The 17,649-nt window shown below is 58.3% G+C and carries 14 protein-coding genes and 1 pseudogene; 7 read left to right on the forward strand and 8 right to left on the reverse strand.

Features of this window, described 5'->3' with window-relative positions:
- The 5 genes and pseudogenes from NDO75_RS18420 to NDO75_RS18440 form a co-directional block, all read left to right on the forward strand.
- Positions 1 to 494 (forward strand): annotated as a pseudogene (locus NDO75_RS18420) (ornithine cyclodeaminase family protein); the annotation flags it as partial.
- A 424-nt stretch (positions 495 to 918) separates the two neighbouring features.
- Positions 919 to 1,695, forward strand: coding sequence for an aldolase/citrate lyase family protein (locus tag NDO75_RS18425; RefSeq protein ID WP_310908081.1), 777 nt, complete (start codon positions 919 to 921; stop codon positions 1,693 to 1,695).
- Positions 1,696 to 2,087: 392 nt separating this feature from the next.
- Positions 2,088 to 2,828, forward strand: coding sequence for an MBL fold metallo-hydrolase (locus NDO75_RS18430; protein WP_310908082.1), 741 nt, complete (start codon positions 2,088 to 2,090; stop codon positions 2,826 to 2,828).
- Between the two features lie 2 nt (positions 2,829 to 2,830).
- Positions 2,831 to 3,592 carry an MBL fold metallo-hydrolase gene (locus NDO75_RS18435; protein WP_310908083.1) on the forward strand — a complete coding sequence of 254 codons (762 nt, stop codon included), beginning with the start codon at positions 2,831 to 2,833 and terminating at the stop codon, positions 3,590 to 3,592.
- A gap of 221 nt (positions 3,593 to 3,813) precedes the next feature.
- The gene (locus NDO75_RS18440) at positions 3,814 to 4,599 is read left to right on the forward strand and encodes an IclR family transcriptional regulator (RefSeq protein WP_310908084.1); all 786 of its coding nucleotides are present in this window, start codon (positions 3,814 to 3,816) and stop codon (positions 4,597 to 4,599) included.
- A gap of 557 nt (positions 4,600 to 5,156) precedes the next feature.
- On the opposite strand, the gene NDO75_RS18445 is transcribed toward NDO75_RS18440, so the two are convergent.
- The 5 genes from NDO75_RS18445 to NDO75_RS18465 all read right to left on the reverse strand — a co-directional run bounded on the left by NDO75_RS18445 (position 5,157) and on the right by NDO75_RS18465 (position 10,634).
- A complete protein-coding gene (locus tag NDO75_RS18445) occupies positions 5,157 to 5,765 on the reverse strand; it encodes a tripartite tricarboxylate transporter TctB family protein (RefSeq protein ID WP_310908085.1) in 609 nt (202 codons plus the stop codon).
- Positions 5,762 to 7,318: a tripartite tricarboxylate transporter permease gene (locus NDO75_RS18450; protein WP_310908086.1), complete on the reverse strand. Its 1,557-nt coding sequence runs from the start codon at positions 7,316 to 7,318 to the stop codon at positions 5,762 to 5,764. The genes NDO75_RS18445 and NDO75_RS18450 overlap by 4 nt, the downstream gene beginning before the upstream one ends.
- Before the next feature lie 192 nt (positions 7,319 to 7,510).
- Complete coding sequence (locus NDO75_RS18455; RefSeq protein ID WP_310908087.1) at positions 7,511 to 8,569, reverse strand: tripartite tricarboxylate transporter substrate-binding protein; 1,059 nt, start codon at positions 8,567 to 8,569, stop codon at positions 7,511 to 7,513.
- A 242-nt stretch (positions 8,570 to 8,811) separates the two neighbouring features.
- On the reverse strand, positions 8,812 to 9,543 hold the full coding sequence (locus NDO75_RS18460; protein WP_310908088.1) for a fumarylacetoacetate hydrolase family protein: 732 nt from the start codon (positions 9,541 to 9,543) through the stop codon (positions 8,812 to 8,814).
- Positions 9,544 to 9,725: 182 nt separating this feature from the next.
- On the reverse strand, positions 9,726 to 10,634 hold the full coding sequence (locus NDO75_RS18465; RefSeq protein ID WP_310908479.1) for a D-2-hydroxyacid dehydrogenase: 909 nt from the start codon (positions 10,632 to 10,634) through the stop codon (positions 9,726 to 9,728).
- Between the two features lie 198 nt (positions 10,635 to 10,832).
- On the opposite strand from NDO75_RS18465, the gene NDO75_RS18470 reads away from it, so the two are divergent.
- Together NDO75_RS18470 and lpdA are read left to right on the forward strand one after the other, a co-directional pair.
- Positions 10,833 to 11,795, forward strand: a complete 963-nt coding sequence (locus NDO75_RS18470; RefSeq protein WP_310908089.1) for an agmatinase family protein — start codon at positions 10,833 to 10,835, stop codon at positions 11,793 to 11,795.
- Positions 11,796 to 11,871: 76 nt separating this feature from the next.
- Positions 11,872 to 13,290, forward strand: coding sequence for a dihydrolipoyl dehydrogenase (gene lpdA, locus NDO75_RS18475; protein WP_310908090.1), 1,419 nt, complete (start codon positions 11,872 to 11,874; stop codon positions 13,288 to 13,290).
- 376 nt (positions 13,291 to 13,666) lie between these two features.
- On the opposite strand, the gene NDO75_RS18480 is transcribed toward lpdA, so the two are convergent.
- Genes NDO75_RS18480 through NDO75_RS18490 form a run of 3 tightly spaced genes read right to left on the reverse strand, consistent with a single transcriptional unit; the run spans position 13,667 to position 17,101 of the window.
- Positions 13,667 to 14,974 carry a dihydrolipoamide acetyltransferase family protein gene (locus NDO75_RS18480; RefSeq protein WP_310908091.1) on the reverse strand — a complete coding sequence of 436 codons (1,308 nt, stop codon included), beginning with the start codon at positions 14,972 to 14,974 and terminating at the stop codon, positions 13,667 to 13,669.
- On the reverse strand, positions 14,964 to 15,974 hold the full coding sequence (locus NDO75_RS18485) for an alpha-ketoacid dehydrogenase subunit beta (RefSeq protein ID WP_310908092.1): 1,011 nt from the start codon (positions 15,972 to 15,974) through the stop codon (positions 14,964 to 14,966). The genes NDO75_RS18480 and NDO75_RS18485 overlap by 11 nt, the downstream gene beginning before the upstream one ends.
- Positions 15,971 to 17,101, reverse strand: a complete 1,131-nt coding sequence (locus NDO75_RS18490) for a thiamine pyrophosphate-dependent enzyme (protein ID WP_310908093.1) — start codon at positions 17,099 to 17,101, stop codon at positions 15,971 to 15,973. Before NDO75_RS18490 ends, NDO75_RS18485 begins: the two co-directional genes overlap by 4 nt.
- Between the last annotated feature and the right edge of the window lie 548 nt (positions 17,102 to 17,649).

The raw sequence follows: 17,649 nt of genomic DNA on the forward strand, positions 1-17,649 counted from the left end.
ATCACCTCGAGGCGGCAGTCGAGTCGGTCGACTCGAGTGCGGCCGCTGTCTCGGGCGCGGACGTCGTAATCACGGCGACGACGGCCGCCGATCCGGTGTTCGATGGCGACGACCTCCAGCCCGGGACCCATGTGACGGCGATGGGCCAGCACACGCCCGATCGGCGTGAACTGGACACGACCACTATCGAGCGATCGACGTACGTCCCCGACCTCCGTACCCGTGCAGCGCAGGACGCGGGGTCGTACCTCGCAGCGCTCGAGGCGGGCGTCGTCGACGAGGATCACGTCCACGCCGAACTCGGCGAGGTGGTCGCGGGGGTCACCCCCAGACGGACGAGCGATGACGAGATCACGGTCTTCGACAGCGGCGGAACAGGGATCGAAACGGTCGCAGCCGCCCACATGCTCTACGAACAGGCCCAGGCGGAGGGACTCGGAACCAAGATTCAGATCGCCCCAGCCAGCGAGGCCCTTACCGGCCGCCTCCCCTGATTCGACCGCGACTCGCGATTCCGTCGAGCGGATGTCAGCCAGTACTCGTACGGAGACGATGACGAGAAATCGAGCACAATCTCATCGTAAAGTAGTAGTTTCCTAGCGAGAGCTCTCGAGTCGTACGTGTTCAGACATCCCTCCATCGATGTGTACCGTGAGAGGACTGGGCTCGTCCAGATACGTAGACCGACGGGTGAATTAGTGATCGACGGAATCCGTCCGAGCGAGACGGGTAGTTACGTTCATCGGCACTGATAGCGAGTGAAGGCTCGTGCAGGATGTTCTTAAATCGGAAAGCCACTCGACATGCGCTCATCACTTCCATTCTCGTACCTAATGTCGGGGTTGCGCCGTAACACTCAGCCCTGTCGAGCGGTTCCCCAAGGGTTAGACTTTTCGCCCGGTCCGTTGATGCCAAATTATGAGACTTTCAGAGACGATCATCGAACAGGAGCCAGCGGTCGGTAGTTGGATTACCCTCCGCGACCCCTCTGTTGCGGAGCTCACCGCCGAAATCGGGTTCGATTTCGTCGTCCTCGATATCGAACACACGCCGAACACGATGGAAACGGTGATCGAACTGGTCCGGGCCGTCGACGCCGCCGACAGCCACACGGAAGCGATCGTCCGCCTCCCCTGGAACGATCCCGTCGTCGTCAAACGCGTGCTCGATACCGGTGCGAGCGGGGTCATGGCCCCGATGATCGAGAGTGAAGCGGAGGCGGAGACGCTCGTCGAGGCGACGCGCTATCCGCCCGAGGGCGTCCGCGGCGTCGCCGGCAGTCGCGCCTCTCGGTACGGACTCGAGATGGAAGAATACTACTGGACCGCGTCCGACGACATCGTCACCATCGCGCAGATCGAGACGGATCGGGGGCTCGAGAACGTCGCGGAGATCGCCGCGGTCGACGGGCTCGACGCGTTGTTCGTCGGCCCCGCGGATCTGTCCGCGAACCTCGGCTGTTACGGCGAGTGGGACAGCGAAGAGTTCCTCGCTGCCGTCGACGAGATCGTCGAAACGGCACACGACGCCGAGACGGCCGTCTCGACGCTCGCGGTTCAGAACGCAGACATCAAGCGCTGGGTGCACCGTGGGTTCGATTTCGTCATGGCCGGGATCGATACGACTCACGTTCTGGCCGGCAGCCAGCGGGCGAAATCGACGTTCGAGGAGGCGATCGAAGAGCGAGAGTCGTAATCGATTACCAGAGCTGGCGACTGGCGCCCGCGGTCTTCACTCGAGGAGTCCGTAGCGAAAGCGACCGAGGTGAGCAGTTGGCCCGCGGTGAACCGCCTCGGGGTCAAGTGGTTCGAGACACGAAGCGTCTCGTCATCGAGCGAATCCGAAGGTTTCGCGGACATCGCGAAGCTCCGCTCAGTCACGGAAATCTCTAGTTTCCGAACGACCCCGAGTCACTCGGGCTGCCCCGCCCGTAGATTTCGGCTAAAAACAGGCGTAGCGGTGCTGTTACGGGGTGCGCTACACGAAGCTTTATTAGTTCGAGCATCAATGCGTTATGCGTATGCATGCCAAGAAGAGTGAGTAATCACCTCTATTGGGTACAGGAAATCGGACGGGATCGTAGCGACATGATTGAAGCAGGCGCGAACGATCAGGACTGGTATTCCGAAACCGACTCCGTGCACATTCCACAGAACGTCTTCATTTTCGACGATGAGGAGACCCTGGTTCTCGATACGTTTTCGCCTGCATCGACAGAGAAAGTCCTCCGGGATATCGAAACCGTGCTCGACGGGAGGTCGCTCGATTACCTGGTGGTTTCCCATCCGGACGTCCCGCACGCCGGAAATACGATGGCGATACTCGAAAAGTATCCCGAGGCCGAACTCGTCGCTCCCGCGTACGGGAAAGGCCACGAACTCTACCATCTTGAGGACGCGCGACGCGTCGCAGAAGGGGATACGATCGATCTCGGTGAGCATACCGTCGAGTTTCACGAAGCGACGTTCCTCGATGCGGCAGTCTCCTTGTGGATGTCCGACCAGTTGACGGACACGCTGTTTCCCATCGACTGGCTCGGATTCCCTCATCTCGGAAGTGAGGAGTTGGCCTTCGTCGACGAGTTGGAGACCGAAATCACACCCGACCGCCTCGAAGAGTTTCATGGCCGCGTGTTCTTCTGGTTCCAGTACGTCGATGTCGAGAAGATCAACCGCGAGATCGAGCATCTAATTCAGAAGTTCCAACCGGAAATACTCGCCCCGGCACACGGACTGGTGATACGGGAGGAACCCGAACGGTATATGAAAATGGTTCAGCCAGTTATCGAGTCGATAAACGCCGACGGACGAGTGGGGACCCTCGGGTAACTATGTCACGCGAACTCACCTCCGATATTACGTGGATCCACGAATGTTACGATCACGGTGACGCTCACGAGCACGTATCGGTGTATCTCATCGAAGAATCCGAGGGGTACATCATCGTCGACACCGGCTCGTTCTATCACCGCGAACGTATAACACGGGAAATCAAGTCCGAAATAGGCGACAAAGAGCTTCGGGCGATAATTCTCTCGCACTCGGACTACCCTCACTCGGCCAACGTCGGTGCATTTCGTGACGAGTGGGACGACATAGAGGTGTTTGCTTCGTGTGGATCGCCCGCTGCACAGGGACTGGGAACGGCCACGAAATGTAATATCGGGAGCAGCATGGATATCATCGGCCGGTCGTTCAGTTTCATCGATCCACCGTTAGCCGATCGCTCTCACACGGCTTGGATCTTCGACCACGAGACGAACGCGCTCTTCGCTGCGGACGGATTCGGAACGGAACACCGAGAGGGACAGTGTTCGTTCACCTCGAGGGAGTTCGAGGAGGGTATTCCGGAGGAGCAGATTTATCGATTCCATCGCGACACCCTCGTCTGGCTCCGGTACGTAGATCCGATCCAGTTGCGGTCAGCGCTCGAATCGATTCTCGACGAATTCGGTGTCGAGATGATTTGTCCGGTGCACGGGAATCCGATCATCGGTACGGACATCGATAGGTATCTCGATCGGCTGACGAGTGCTGCCGATCGTATCAGCGACGAATACGACGTCGAACGACCGAAAACGGCCGACGACTAATTCACATTTTCCTCCCTCACGACGGTGTTCTAGGCCGTAGCTGTCACACCCCCTTCGTGAGGAAAAATAAGAAGAGTGGTCACGTCCGTTCTGAGTAACCGGACATATCCTCGTGCATTTACAAGTGGTCTTCTATGGGAGGCGGTATGAAGTTTCAGGGCTCCCTCAGACGATATCCACTGACAGTAAATAATATGAGCTACGCTATCACACATTGTCATATGGGTACGACGAACACGGATGGCCTGGTCAACTCGGACAGACGGCTATTGGAGATCATCGCCGCGCTTCAGGAACTCGACGGCGCGGGTGTAACAGAGATCTCGGAATACACCGGTATGAACACCAGCACCGTCCACAAACATCTGAAGACGCTCCACCACGAGCAGTTCGTCCAGAAGCACGAAACCGAGTACCACCTCGGGCTCAAATTCCTGGACCTCGGAAGATACCTGCAGGACAAAACCGAACTCATAGCCGTCGCCGAAGATCACCTCCGCGACCTAGCGGACAGAGTCGACGAACTAGTCTCGCTCTCCGTGAAGGAGTACGACTACGGAGTTTATCTCCGCTCGTGTAACGATAAATACGACATACAAGCCGCGACGGATCGAAAAATCGGCCAGTCACGGTTCGATCTCCACACCAGCTCTGCCGGCAAAAGCATCCTCGCGGAACTCGATGACGAACAGGTCGAATCGATAGTCGCAGAACACGGACTCGAAGCCCAAACGGAGACGACGATTACCGATCCCGAGACGTTGTTCGCTGAACTCGAAACGATCCGAAACAAGGGGTTCGCACTGAACCGAGGGGAGCGTATCGAGGGTGTTTGGGCTATCGGCTCCGGGTTCTACTCACCTCTCGGTGACCGTTACGCAGCGATCAGTATCACCTGCCCCAAACACCGTCTGACTACCGATGAAATTCGGGAGGAATACGCCGAGGAACTCCTCAGTACGATAAACGAGATCGAGCTCAAACTGCAGTTCCACGATCGAAACTAGGGTGGTCTTCGCCGACTCTCACGATACGTTTCTACTCACAGTGAAATGGTACTCGTGAGAGAAGCACCTTTTTCTCCGCTAGACTGTTCACGAGCGTCGGTAGCATCGGAGATGATCACTACACGGCGAGGCACCACAATCGTTTACAGACATATGGTTGTAAATCTCCTGATTACGGTATCCGCTCCATAATGAACGGTTGAGAGTACTTTCCACTGTCAGTGGATACGGGACTCTCCTCTCTCGGGGGCAAGTATCCGCTTTCATCTCTCACAGCGATAGGTGTACGGAGTACCGAGAAAGGCGCCGGATCCTCCGAATGGTGTGGCGTAACGCGCTGACGGCTATTCGGCGAAAAGTGCTACCGGAAACGGAGCGTGTCGCTGGTTCGGACCGCTACGAAGGAACGTGGACTAGTTGACGTTCAGCCTACGAAACGAGCGGAGCGTGAGTGCGTTCCCCGGCGACAGCGAAGCATGACGAAACGGTGAACGTGACCAATGGAGGCCGCTGTAAGGCGCCGCCACGGCAGTCGTTGGAAACGGAGCCGAAAACGGTTAGATGGAAAGGAAGTTTTCGACGAAGATGGAGAACTGCTGGAACGGACCAGTTCCCCTCGGGAGCGCGATGTTGAGGTTGGTGAACACCGCGAAAAACACAACCGTCGTCAGGATGCCGAACGCCACGATCCTGACGGGCCGTCCGCGGTACCCAAGCATCCACGCGACGACGACGAGGAAGAACGGCGTGGAGACCAGGAACCCCAGCGGTTCGATTATCCACAGATAGGTTCCGAAGGTGATGATCGTCGCGACGAACCGCTTGTCGCCTTCCTTCACGTCGACCTCGCCGCTGAAGGAGGGTACTGCAATCAGTTCCGAAATCTGGCCCTCAACTTTGGCCTCCTTGTAGATTTTCCAGAGGTTGACGACGCTCGCGAGGATGACGACCGAGAGAGCGGCACGCGGCCAGAAGGCGGCACCGGGATCGTACTCCGAAATTCTGATGCCAGCGAAATCTCGGGAGAGTACGATGAAGACCAGCGAGAACAGGATCGTAAAGACGGTAATTAACGCATCGTACCCGATATCCGGGACGGTATTGTCGGTCGGGTCCGTCGGGAGATCTCTCGTCTCGCTTTCGGTTTGACCCGGTCCCTCGCTCATGGTTCCACCTCCGTTTCGGCCAGTCCGAGCGCCGCGCGGACGCGATAGCCGACGGCCGTCTCCTCGAGCAACGGCAGCAGGAATACGAGCACCGAGGCGACGATGAGAACCAGCGAAACCGGCCGTTCGAGGAACACGGTGTACTCTCCTTGTGCCTTGATGATCGAGCGCCGGAACGACGGTTCGGCGATGGGACCGAGGACGAGACCGATCGCGAACGCCGCCAGTGAGTAGTTGTACATGGTCATGTAGTAGCCGACGATTCCGGCAGCGAACATTATCCAGAGATCGAACGTGATGTTCCGGGCCGCGAACGCCCCCATGACTATGAACATCAAGATCAGGGAGAGCAAGAGTTCGCGCGGAATCCGCCTGACCTGCGTGAAGACCTTGACGATGGGCCGATTAGCCAGCAAGACGCCGACGTTGACGAGCAGTAACCCGGCAAACATGGTATAGACGATGTTCCCCTGCGCCTGAAGCATCGAGGGGCCCGGCTGGATGCCGTGCAGGATGAACGCAGCGAGGAGGACTGCCGTGGTCCCGCTGCCCGGAATACCGAGCGTCAACAGCGGGATGAACGCACCGCTACAAGCGGCGTTGTTCGCGACCTCGGGCGATGCGATTCCTTCCGGAATACCCGTTCCGAACTTCTCGCGGATGTGTTTGGGAGAAACCCGTTTCCCGAACGTGTAGCCGAACAGCGCACCAGCGGTCGCACCCGCCCCCGGGAGGATGCCGATGAGCGTCCCGATGATCGAATTGACGGCGTAAATCCGCTTGAATCGCTTGAAGTAGCTCAACGGAGGGACGATCCCGCTCAGCAACGAGCCGCCACTGTCGGGACCAGTGTCTTGCTCGCTGCTGACCATTTCGCCGCCGGTTCTGACCTGTTTCAACACCTCGGCAACGGCGAATACGCCGAGGAGAACTGGGATGAAATTAATCCCGCTCAGTAACATTCGGTTTCCGAACGTGAACCGGGGCTCTGAGGCGAGCGGATCGAACCCGATGACACCGAGGAAGATACCGACACCGAGGGCCATCACCGCCTTGGAAACGTCACCGCGACCGACGGTGGAAACGAGCGCCAGTCCGAAGAAGATGACGGCGAAGAACTCGGGAGAGGAAAGACCCAGAGCCCACGACGCCAGTACTGGTGAGAAGAAGATCAGGATGAGCGCTCCGACGATGCCACCGAACGCCGAAGAGAACACTGCAGTACTGATAGCTTGGTTCAGTTTCCCTTGCTGGTTCATCGGATAGCCGTCGAGCAGCGTCATGACCGCTGGCGAGGCACCGGGAACCCTGAACAGGATGGCGCTAATCGAGCCTCCGTACACGGATGCCGCGTAGATGACCGACAGCATCATGAACGCGATGGTCTTCTCCATGACGAACGTCACCGGGATGAGTATCACGACCGTCATGAGCCCGCTCATCCCGGGGATAGCACCGGCGAGCATCCCGAGCAGGAGTGCGAAGACGAACACACCCATCGCCCAAGGCGTGAAGATGTTTCCGAACCCGGTCAGCAGTTGTTCGAGAGTCATGGCTCGAATTCACGCTCAATCGATGGTTCGCCCACAGTGTCACTGAATACGCCCGCTCTCGGAAGGTTTGTGGGTGCCCCGATCGCGTCGTTCCCGTTATCTGAGTACTGTCTGTGTGGATTCTGAGTACTTGGATTCATGGTATAAGTTGAATGTCGGTCAAGCGGCTACGCCGCTTGGCCCTCCGTACGTCTATGCACTCGTTTGCGTGACCTCCTCATAGAGATCCTTCGCCTCTCTCAGATCCTCGATACTCTGTTGCAGGAAGTCCATGTACTCCTGCTGCGGCATGAAGCCGTCACGCAGATATAACAGCGAATCCTCTTCGTAGCTCTGGTAGGAGTCGGTCTGCATGGCGTTCTTGATGAGTTTGGTCCAGAAGTCGAGCGACTCCTGCGGCGTCCCGTCGTACGCAACGAAGCCCCGTGTGACGGCATAGAGGGCCTCCCACCCTTTCTCACCGGAAGCGGTCACTTCGGAGAACTCGTCGACGGGCTCTTCGGTGCCGACGAAAAGGAGTTCGAGTTCCCCTTCCTCGACCTGTGGTCGAATCTCCTGGATTTCGCCCTGTGCGGCGTCGATTTCGCCGGAAATGACGTCACTTTGCATCCGTCCGGCGTCGCTGTACGTGACGATCTGGATGTTATCTAGAATACCCGCTCCTTCGGCGAACTGAAGGAGGAACACTGCACTGAGTGCGCCTCCGACGAGGCCGAACTGAACGCCCTCGTTATTCGCTTTCTCGACTAGCGAATCGATGCTGTCGTGACCGACTCCGTCCCTACCGCTGGAGTACAGCCAACTCGTGTCGTACTGCGTGCGGGCAATCCCGGCCCAGTCGTCGAGCGAGATGTTGCCCTGGTCCTGAACGATGTTCCGTTCAAGGACGACCGTATTCGCAAAGAGGGTGTGACCGTCTGCAGGCTGCGATTGGACGTACGATGTGGCGTTTAACCCGTTGGCACCCGTGATGTTCTGCACGTTAATGCTTACGCCGATGTCGTTCTGTCGGAGGATGTCTTCTGCGGGGTTCATCACGGACCGAACCATCGTGTCGGTACCACCACCGGCACCCCACGGAACGACGACGCTGACGTTCCGGCGAGGCGTCCAGCCGAAGTCGAGGTCGAATTCCTGTGTCAGTTCCGTCTCGTTACCGCCGTTTCCACCACCGGCGCAACCGGCGAGCCCAAGCGCAGTCGCAGATCCGACTGCCTGGAGCACCTTTCGACGATCGCTATCGATTGGCATGGTATGACCCACCAAAACCAGATCACAGTCTGATATAAAGACTTTTCCCTCATATAGGGGATTATACCGTCATTTAGGGGTTATATCGTAAAGATGTACTCGAGGTGTTATAGAATTGAATAGGCTCCGCTCCCAATATGATCGGTTGTCAACCGCCTCGGGGTCAAGCCCCGTCGCGTCCGCCTCGTACCGCCTGTGAAACTCGATCGTCCCGGGAAACGCGTCGAGTCGGCTAGAACCCCCTACTCGGCCACGACGGTATTCATCAACGTACCGACTCCTTCTACCTCGATCTCGACGGTATCCCCCTCGGAGAGTGGACCGACACCCGCTGGCGTTCCCGTGGCGATAACGTCGCCGGGCTCGAGCGTCAGATACGTCGTGATCTCCTCGATGAGCTCTGGAACCGAGAAAATGAGATCGTCACGCGTTCCCTCTTGGCGGAGTTCGCCGTTGACTCGCGCCCGGACGGAGGCGTCTGCTGGTACTTCTTCTGGTCCCGCAACTACCGGACCTATCGGTGCTGCACCGTCGAACGCTTTGCCACGGATCCAGTTTCGTTCGTCGAACTGATCGTCTCGGTTCGAGACGTCGTTGACGCAGGTGAACCCCTCGACCACGTCCATCGCTCGTTCGCGGCTGACGTTGCGGCACTGTTCGCCGATGACGACGCCGAGTTCGGCCTCGTAGTCGATGCGGTCCTTGCCGGCCAAGAGCGGGATCGTATCGCCGTGACCGGCTACCGCGTTCGGCCCTTTGAGAAACAGGGGCGGACGATCCGGTATCTCCTCTCCGGACTCTTCGGCATGAGCCGTGTAATTGAGGCCGATACACACGATTTTGGTCGGTGCTGACGGTGGCAAAATATCGACCTCGTCGAGGGCGTACGATCTCCTCCCGAAGTGGACGCTCTCGTCGTTCCATTTGCCAATTCGAACGGCTCCTGCCGGGTCTCGAAATCGAACGCGATGCATGATCCTCATTACGACAAATAGTTATAAATACATTCTGTCACACGTGTCACGTATAATCGGCCCCGTCGCATGGAGAGCACTTCGCCTTGGACGAGATGCCTTAGAAGTTCGCCGTTCGCCTTCGGGATCGGACCACGGACGGCAGCGCGTTACAAGCGAGTATCCGTCTGACCGAAGTCGATCTACGGTTGCAAGACGAGGTTTTGCAAGTCCGAATCCGAGTCGAGCCGATCGGCGTTGTGGGCGACGATGTCGGCGAGACGTGACCAGTGCTTGGGCGTGTATCCCCCAATATGGGGAGTTATGAGGCAGTTCTCGAGGGACCAGAGTGGATGATCCTGCGGAAGCGGTTCTGGATCCGTGACATCGAGGGCTGCGCCACGTATGGAACCGTTACGGAGGGCCGCCGTGAGGTCCTCAGTATCGACGATCTCACCTCTGGCCACGTTCACGAGGACGACGTGGGGCGGCAACGTCGCGAATGCTTCCGCGTCGATGAGTCCGCTCGTTGTCTCCGTCAACGGACACGAAACGACGAGGTAGTCCGTCCGGGCGAGTGCGTCGTGAAACTCCCTCTCGTCAAACCCGATAACTTCGTCAGTCGGCCCGCCCTTTGCTGGTGTATATCGGACGCCGATCGTCTCGACTTCCATTCCATCCAGCCGCTGGACGAAGGCTTTCCCGATGGAGCCCAGTCCGATGATCGTGACCGTCGAATCGGTCAGTTCGTGGCCCTGAAAGTGACGCCACTCGCGGTTCTGTTTCCGGCGCCATCCCTCGTGAAGGCGCCGCGTGAACACGAGGATATTGCCGAGGATTTGTTCGGCGATCCCGGGTGCGTGGACACCGCTGGCATTCGTGACCCTCACTCCCCGTTCTGCGAGTCGATCCATCGGTAGGTGATCCGTCCCCGCATAGACGGTGGCGAACAACTCGAGGTTCGTTGCGCGGTCGAGGAGAGCCTCGTCGATACCGATACCTGTAGCGATCTGCGCGTCCGTAACCAGTCGACGTTCCTCGCTCGGTGTCCGAGCGTAGCGGACCTCCCACTCTGAAAGACGGGTGCGAAGCTCTGCCGCATAGGACTCCATCGAAAGTCCTTCCGTTATTTCACGGAAGACGACTAGCGTGTCTTTTCTGCTCACACGCCATCCGCTATCGTCGATTTCCCACTTATATTTTTGCGTACAGGATGAATGGTAGGCATTAACAAGCATTTCTTCGATCAGGGTGATTCGAGAAGTATGGTCGACCGTAACGGTTCCCGTCCCGACGAAACGTCGGAAGAGTTGGCCGAACTCTCGTATGCGGGCATTCAGACATTCCTGAAATCAGAAACGTGCGCGGTAGATGAGTTACACGACGGCATCGACATCGCCGTCCTCGGCGTTCCGTTCGATGGTGCGGTAACGAGACGGCCTGGCGCTCGGTTCGGCCCAGCCGCAGTACGTGCCGCGAGCGGGTGGTACGCCTACCTCGGAAACTACAAAGGCGGAGTACTCAACGTCGAAACCGATCGCGTAGTCTCCTACGACGGCCTAACCGTTCGTGACTGTGGCGACGTGGATACCGTTCCGACGAGTATCGGGCGGACTCGTCCCAGAATCGAAGCGGCAGTAGAGGTCGCGGCTTCGAGCTCGTTTCCCGTCCTTTTGGGCGGAGACCACTACGTCACGTACCCGTCCTATCTCGGCTTTGCCAGAGCCATGGCCGAACCTGTGGGCGTCATTCAGATTGACGCCCATACTGATACCGTCGATTCGAGTCCGCTCCACGGCGAGCACTTCCATGGATCTCCGATGGCACGAATCGACGAGTCTGAATACGGCAGCTACGAGAATCATGCAATGATCGGGATTCGCGCGTACGAAGGACCGGAATTCGCTACGATCGAAGAGGAACGCGATCTCCACGTCAGTTACGCATCAGACGTGGACGAACGCGGTATTGAATCCTGCGTTCGAGATGCTATCGATCACGTGACGGACGGCGTTGACCACGTGTACCTCACTGTCGACATTGACGGCGTTGATCCCTCGTTCGCACCCGGGACTGGTACTCCGGAACCGGGTGGGCTGACGAGCGGGGACTTACTACAGGCGATGGATCTGCTCGGGCAGTGCGACGAGATAGGGATGGTGGATATGATGGAAGTTGCGCCGAAGTTAGATCCGACTGAATCCACCCAGCGACTGGCAGCGAACGCTCTCGTTCGTTTCATAGAGTCGAAGTTCCTCAAAGATATGGCGTGAGCACATCGGCGGATACAAACACTGAAATCTCGGTAAATCCTTAAATACTTCTCATTTGAGTAACCTTACGAAGTATATGATCGACGGAGATATCTCAGCGAAGACGGACGTGGTAGTAATCGGCGGGGGTCCGGGCGGGTACGCCGCGGCGATCCGCGCATCCCAACTCGGCCTGGACACGACGCTCGTCGAGAAAGACGCATACGGGGGCACCTGCCTCAATCGCGGGTGTATTCCGTCGAAGGCTCTCATCACCGCGACGGACGTCGCCTGCGAAGCCGGACAGGCTGAAGAGATGGGCGTCTACGCCGACCCTAGCATCGATATGACGGAAATGCAGTCGTGGAAGGACGACGTCGTTTATCAACTCACTAGCGGTGTCGAGAAGCTTTGCAAGGGCAACGATGTCACACTTGTCGAGGGTCGTGCGGAGTTCACCAGTTCAGACGAAGTTCGGGTCGTCAGCAGCGACGAAGGCCAGGGTTCGAGGTCTATCGGGTTCGAACATGCTATCATCGCCACTGGGTCACGACCGATACAGATCCCCCGCTTCGAGTTCGACGGTGAGAATATTATCTCTTCGAGGCACGCGCTCGAACTTCGATCGCTCCCCGATGAGCTCGTCGTCGTCGGTGCCGGCTACATCGGAATGGAGCTGTCGACCGTGTTCGCCAAGCTCGGCACGGACGTGACCGTCGTCGAGATGCTCGAGCATGCTCTCCCGGCCTACGAAGAAGACATCGCTCGCGTCGTTCGCAGCCGTGCCGAAGACTTGGGCGTCGAATTCCGCTTCGGCGAGAGTGCCAGCCATTGGGACGAGGTGTCAGGGAGAGTCCGCGTCACCACCGAGACCGATGCTGGCGCAACGGCCGAGTACGAGGCCGACAAGGTACTGGTCGCCGTCGGTCGTCGCCCCGTCACGAGCACGCTCAATCTGGAGGCGATCGACTTGGAACCCGATGAGAACGGCTACCTTCCGACGGACGACCAGACACGCACCGGAATCGAGAACGTGTTCGCCGTCGGTGATGTGGCCGGGAACCCGATGCTTGCACACGAGGGAATGTACGAGGGCAAGGTTGCCGCGGAGGTGATAGCCGGCGAGCCCAGTGCGCTCGACTATCAGGCGGTCCCCACCGTCGTCTTCACCGATCCCGAGATAGCCACGGTCGGGCTGACCGAGACCGGGGCCAAGGAGGCGGGCTTCGAGCCGCTTGTCGGCCAGATGCCGATGCACGCATCCGGCCGCGCACTGACCATGGACGAGCGCGCGGGTTTCGTCCGCGTCGTTGCTGACGAGGAGACAGGCTTCGTCCTTGGCGCACAGATCGTTGCGCCCGAGGCCTCCGAGATGATCGCAGAACTCGGACTCGCCATCGAGATGGGCGCGAATCTAGCGGACATCGCCAGCACCGTCCACACGCATCCGACGCTCACTGAGGCGACGATGGAAGCGGCCGAGAACGCCATGGATAACGCGATCCATACACGGTAGTTCTCCAGCCCGCACGTCTCGTCGTCTTCGATACGAATTGCCGAGCGGAACCGGGACAGAATCTCGCGAGTACTATCGTCGATCCTCGCCCCTTCGGTGGGGAGATGCTCACGTCGCCTTCCGTTCCGTCCCCGACCGCACCCTCGAGCCGTATCTCTAACCTCGGGAACTCGAGATACGGCCACTGGTGAGTGAACGAGTCATCGACATCATCCCCCTACCGAGAGTACGCCCTCCCACGGTGAGCCAGTTGCCGACGACTTCAGCCGCGGACCTCAGACTGTCCCGTTCGACGCGTTCCCAGAGAAGAGATCCTTTCCACTCCCAAAAGATGGGTGTCGGGCGACTGTGGCGTTCTCCGGTTTCCGACGGTTCCTCAGAGGCGCGAGAGCAGCATGTCCGGGTCCTCGATCCCTTCGATAAGCCGCTCCATGAACTGCCCAGCAGTGACGCCGTCTATAAGCCGGTGGTCGTAGGAAAAGGAGAAGCCGATCCGTTCTTTCACCTCGACTTCTCCGTCAACGGCGACCGGCTTCTCCTCGATAGCGCCGACGCCCAGGATACCCGATTCGGGATGACGGATGATTGGTGTCCCGAACGTACCGTGGCCCCCATGGCTTCCTGTATTCGTGATAGTGAACGTTCCCCCGCGAAGTTCATCCGGCGCTATATCGCGGTTACGAGCCCTCTCAATCTTCTCCTGCAGGTCCTCTGCCACCTCGACGAGTGATTTCTGGTCGACGTTCTCCACGACTGGCACGACGAGACCGTCTTCGGTATGCGTCGCGACACCGATGTTGTAGTACTGGTACTTGGTGATCTCCTCCGCATTCATATCCACGGAGGCGTTCACTAGCGGGTATTCCTTCAGCGCGGGCACGACAGCCTTCACGAGAAGAGCCGTGTACGTGATTCGGACGCTCTCGTGTTTCTCGTCGAGTCGCTCTTTGAGGTTCACCAGTTCGGTCGCATCGGCCTCGAAGCCGGAGGTTACGTGCGGAATTTCCCGCTTCGACTGCTGCATGTTCTCCGCGATGGTGCGACGGAGTCCCCGCAGGGGTTCGACCACTTCGTGATCATCTGCACGTTCGGTCTCGCCGGCGGCGTCCGTTTCCTGCGCTGTCGGGGACGGTGGCGCGTCGGCGTCATCACTGACGGTCGTTCCATCCTCGAGGTACCGGTCGACGTCCTCGCGTAGGACACGACCGCCGGGACCGGTCCCGGTGATCGTCTGAATGTCGACTTCGTTCTCGCGTGCATACCGTCTGGTCGACGGGGCGGCGAAAACACGCTCTTCGTTGCTGGTAGCGCTCGCTGTCTCAGTCGAGTCGACGGATCCCTCTGCCGCTTGTTCGCTTTCAGTCTGACTCTCGACGGTCGTTTCTTCTGCCGCTTCCGCCTCATCGGAGACCTGCTGACGCGGTGGATTCTCGGTACGGAACACCGCGATGACCTCTCCTACCTGTACGACCTCTCCCGCCGAGGGGACTATCTCCTCGACGATTCCCGTACATGGGGCGGGAATTTCGACAACAGCTTTGTCGGTTTCCACGTCGACGAGCGGATCGTCTTCTTGGACCTCTTCGCCCTCGTCGACGTACCATTCCGTAATCTCTGCCTCCGTTATCCCCTCGCCCGGGTCGGGAAAGTGGAATTTGAACTGCTGTTTCGATTCAGAACTCATAACTCATCACTGCCTCGATAGCTTTTTCGGCTCGGTCGGCATCTGGTAGGTACGCTTCTTCCGTTTGGTGGCCCGGGAAGTGAACGTCGAACCCGGTCGCACGCTTGATAGGCGCGTGGAGGTGATCCAGCGCGTACTCGTTGATAAGTGCGGAGATCTCTGCACCGAGTCCGAGCGTCCGTCGAGCCTCGTGAAGGATAACCGCTCGTCCGGTCTTCTTCACCGATTCCAGGATAGTTTCGACATCCAGCGGCGATAGTGTCCGCAGATCCACGATTTCGACGTCTGCATCGACGTTGTCGGCGGCGCTCTTTGCGTGCCGGGTCATCGACCCCCACGTGTATACCGTGATATCCTCGCCGCGACGGACGTATCTCGCCTCGTCCAAGGGGAGTGTGTACTCCGCTTCAGGGACGGGTTCTTTGCCCATTCGGTAGATTTTCTTCGGCTCCAGAAAGACGACCGGATCATCGTTCCGGATCGAAGCGGCGAGGAGGCCCTTTGTCTCGTACGGTGTACTGGGGACGACGACGCGGACGCCTGGGGTATGGACGAGGAACGTTTCCGTCGACTCGGAGTGGTACTCGCTGGACTTGATCCCCCCCGAATACGGCATTCTGACGGTGAGCGGGACATCGAGCTGGCCGCCCGAGCGCTCGTGCATCTTCACGAGCGTATACATGAACTGCCCAAACGCCGGGTAGAAGAAGCCCATGAACTGGATCTCTGGAACGACTCTGTCCCCGCGCATCGCCATCCCGACCGCGGAACCGATAATACCGTTCTCCGAGAGTGGTGTATCGATGACGCGCTCCTCGCCAAACTCCTCGAGTAGTCCCTCGGTGGCGCGGTACACACCGCCGATAGGGCCGATGTCGTACCCGAGCAGTCGGACCGTTTCGTCACGGTTCATCTCTTGGCGGAGTGTGGTGTTGATTGCCGTGACGAGATTCATCTCTCGTCCCTCTTCCTCCGCCCGGGATTCCGTCGTGAGGCTCATTCGAGACCCTCTCCGGTGAAGTCGGTAAACGGATTCCGCCCATCGAGTTCGGCGCGGAGTTCCGCACGCTGATGCTCTCGTTTCCACGTGTCGTCCTTGAGGTGGTTATCAAACATTGTTTCTGGTTCGGAAACTGGCACCTCTCGGGCACGGTTGACCGCTTCTTGAATGTCCTCTCGCACAGTCTCTCGAATATCCTCGGGGTCGCGCTCGTCGAGGAGACCCTCTCGGAGCAGATATGTTTCGAAGCGATCGATAGGGTCTTTATCCTCCCAGTACACCCTCTCGTCCTCGTCCCGATACACCGACTCTTCGTCGGCAGTATTGTGTTCAACCATTCGGTAGGTGACTGCTTCGATGAAAGTCGGACCGTCGCCTTGGCGAGCCCGTCGAACCGCTTCGCGGGATTTCTCAAACACTGCGAGAATGTCGTTTCCGTCTACCCGTTCGTGGGGAATCCCGTGCGCGACCGCTTTTTGCGCGAACGTCTCCGCTGCCGTCTGCCGGTGAGCCGGGACAGATATCGCCCATTGGTTGTTCTGACACACTGTCACAGACGGGGCATCGAACACTCCCGCGAAGTTGAGCGCTTCGTGGAAATCACCCTGGCTAGTTGACCCATCACCGATGTACGACATCGTGACGTTATTATCCCCACGGAAGCGATCGGTCATCGCGGAACCGACCGCGTTGGTAACGTTTACTGCCAGCGGGACGTAGATCGGTGTGAACGTCACTGGCGGTTCTTCATCAACGGGAAGGTGCTCGTCGATGGTCTCCGGTTCAGCGCCCATCAAGGCAGCTACTGCTCGATCCATCCGGACGCCCCAGTAGAGGCCAGCCGGAGTCTGCCGGTAGGACGGGAAACACCAGTCTCCTTCCTTCAATGCGGCGGCCGACCCACAAGAGACAGCCTCCTCGCCGGTCGCTCGTGCGATTATCGAAACTTCGCCCCGTCGCTGCATATGTAGCGTTTTCTCGTCGAATTCCCTGGACAGGACCATCGTACGATACATTCCCAACAGCGTATCGTCGGATATCTCTGGGGGGTCCTTAACGACTTCACCGTCTGGGTCAAGGATTCTGAAGAAATCCTCGTCCGGTCGCTCCTCTTGCCACTGTGGCATGAGAATGCAAAACATGCTAAGAGAAGTAATAAGTTAGGGTAGGGACAGAACATTGTCTATATCAGCTAGTCTCGGCAGTATACAGGACTTTCCGACCATGTTTCGGCAGTTGCGGGATTAGCGTTTTTAGCCTTCAGCAGCCGCTCTGGTCACGCCGTCAGATGAACCGTTGACGCCTGTGCCGTTAGTCACTCTCTGCTTTCCTGAAACCGATAGGCGGGGTTAGACTGACACGGATGCAGGCATCAGGGCTGGTTGGTAATCTTCCCCGCCAGGAAGCGGTATGTCATTCCATATCATAAAGATTCTGCTGTCGATCACTCCCGTTTCTGTTTGGACTCCGTGCTCAGAAGAGTGGCCGCCCTCGGAGAGTAACGCCCGGTGGATCGAATAGTCGTCCCAGTCGCCGGGTCGCGTCGCATTGGGCCGATCGGGACTCAAAACATCCTGAATCGCCATACACAGCTTATGTAAGTAATTTTACTTGGTAGTGTAGGTTCACGTTGAATATCCCGCTTGTCATCAACGTGGATTGTGTAGTCGAGTGA

It is taken from the genome of Natrinema sp. 1APR25-10V2, assembly GCF_031626495.1.
In the GTDB taxonomy this organism is placed as follows: domain Archaea; phylum Halobacteriota; class Halobacteria; order Halobacteriales; family Natrialbaceae; genus Natrinema.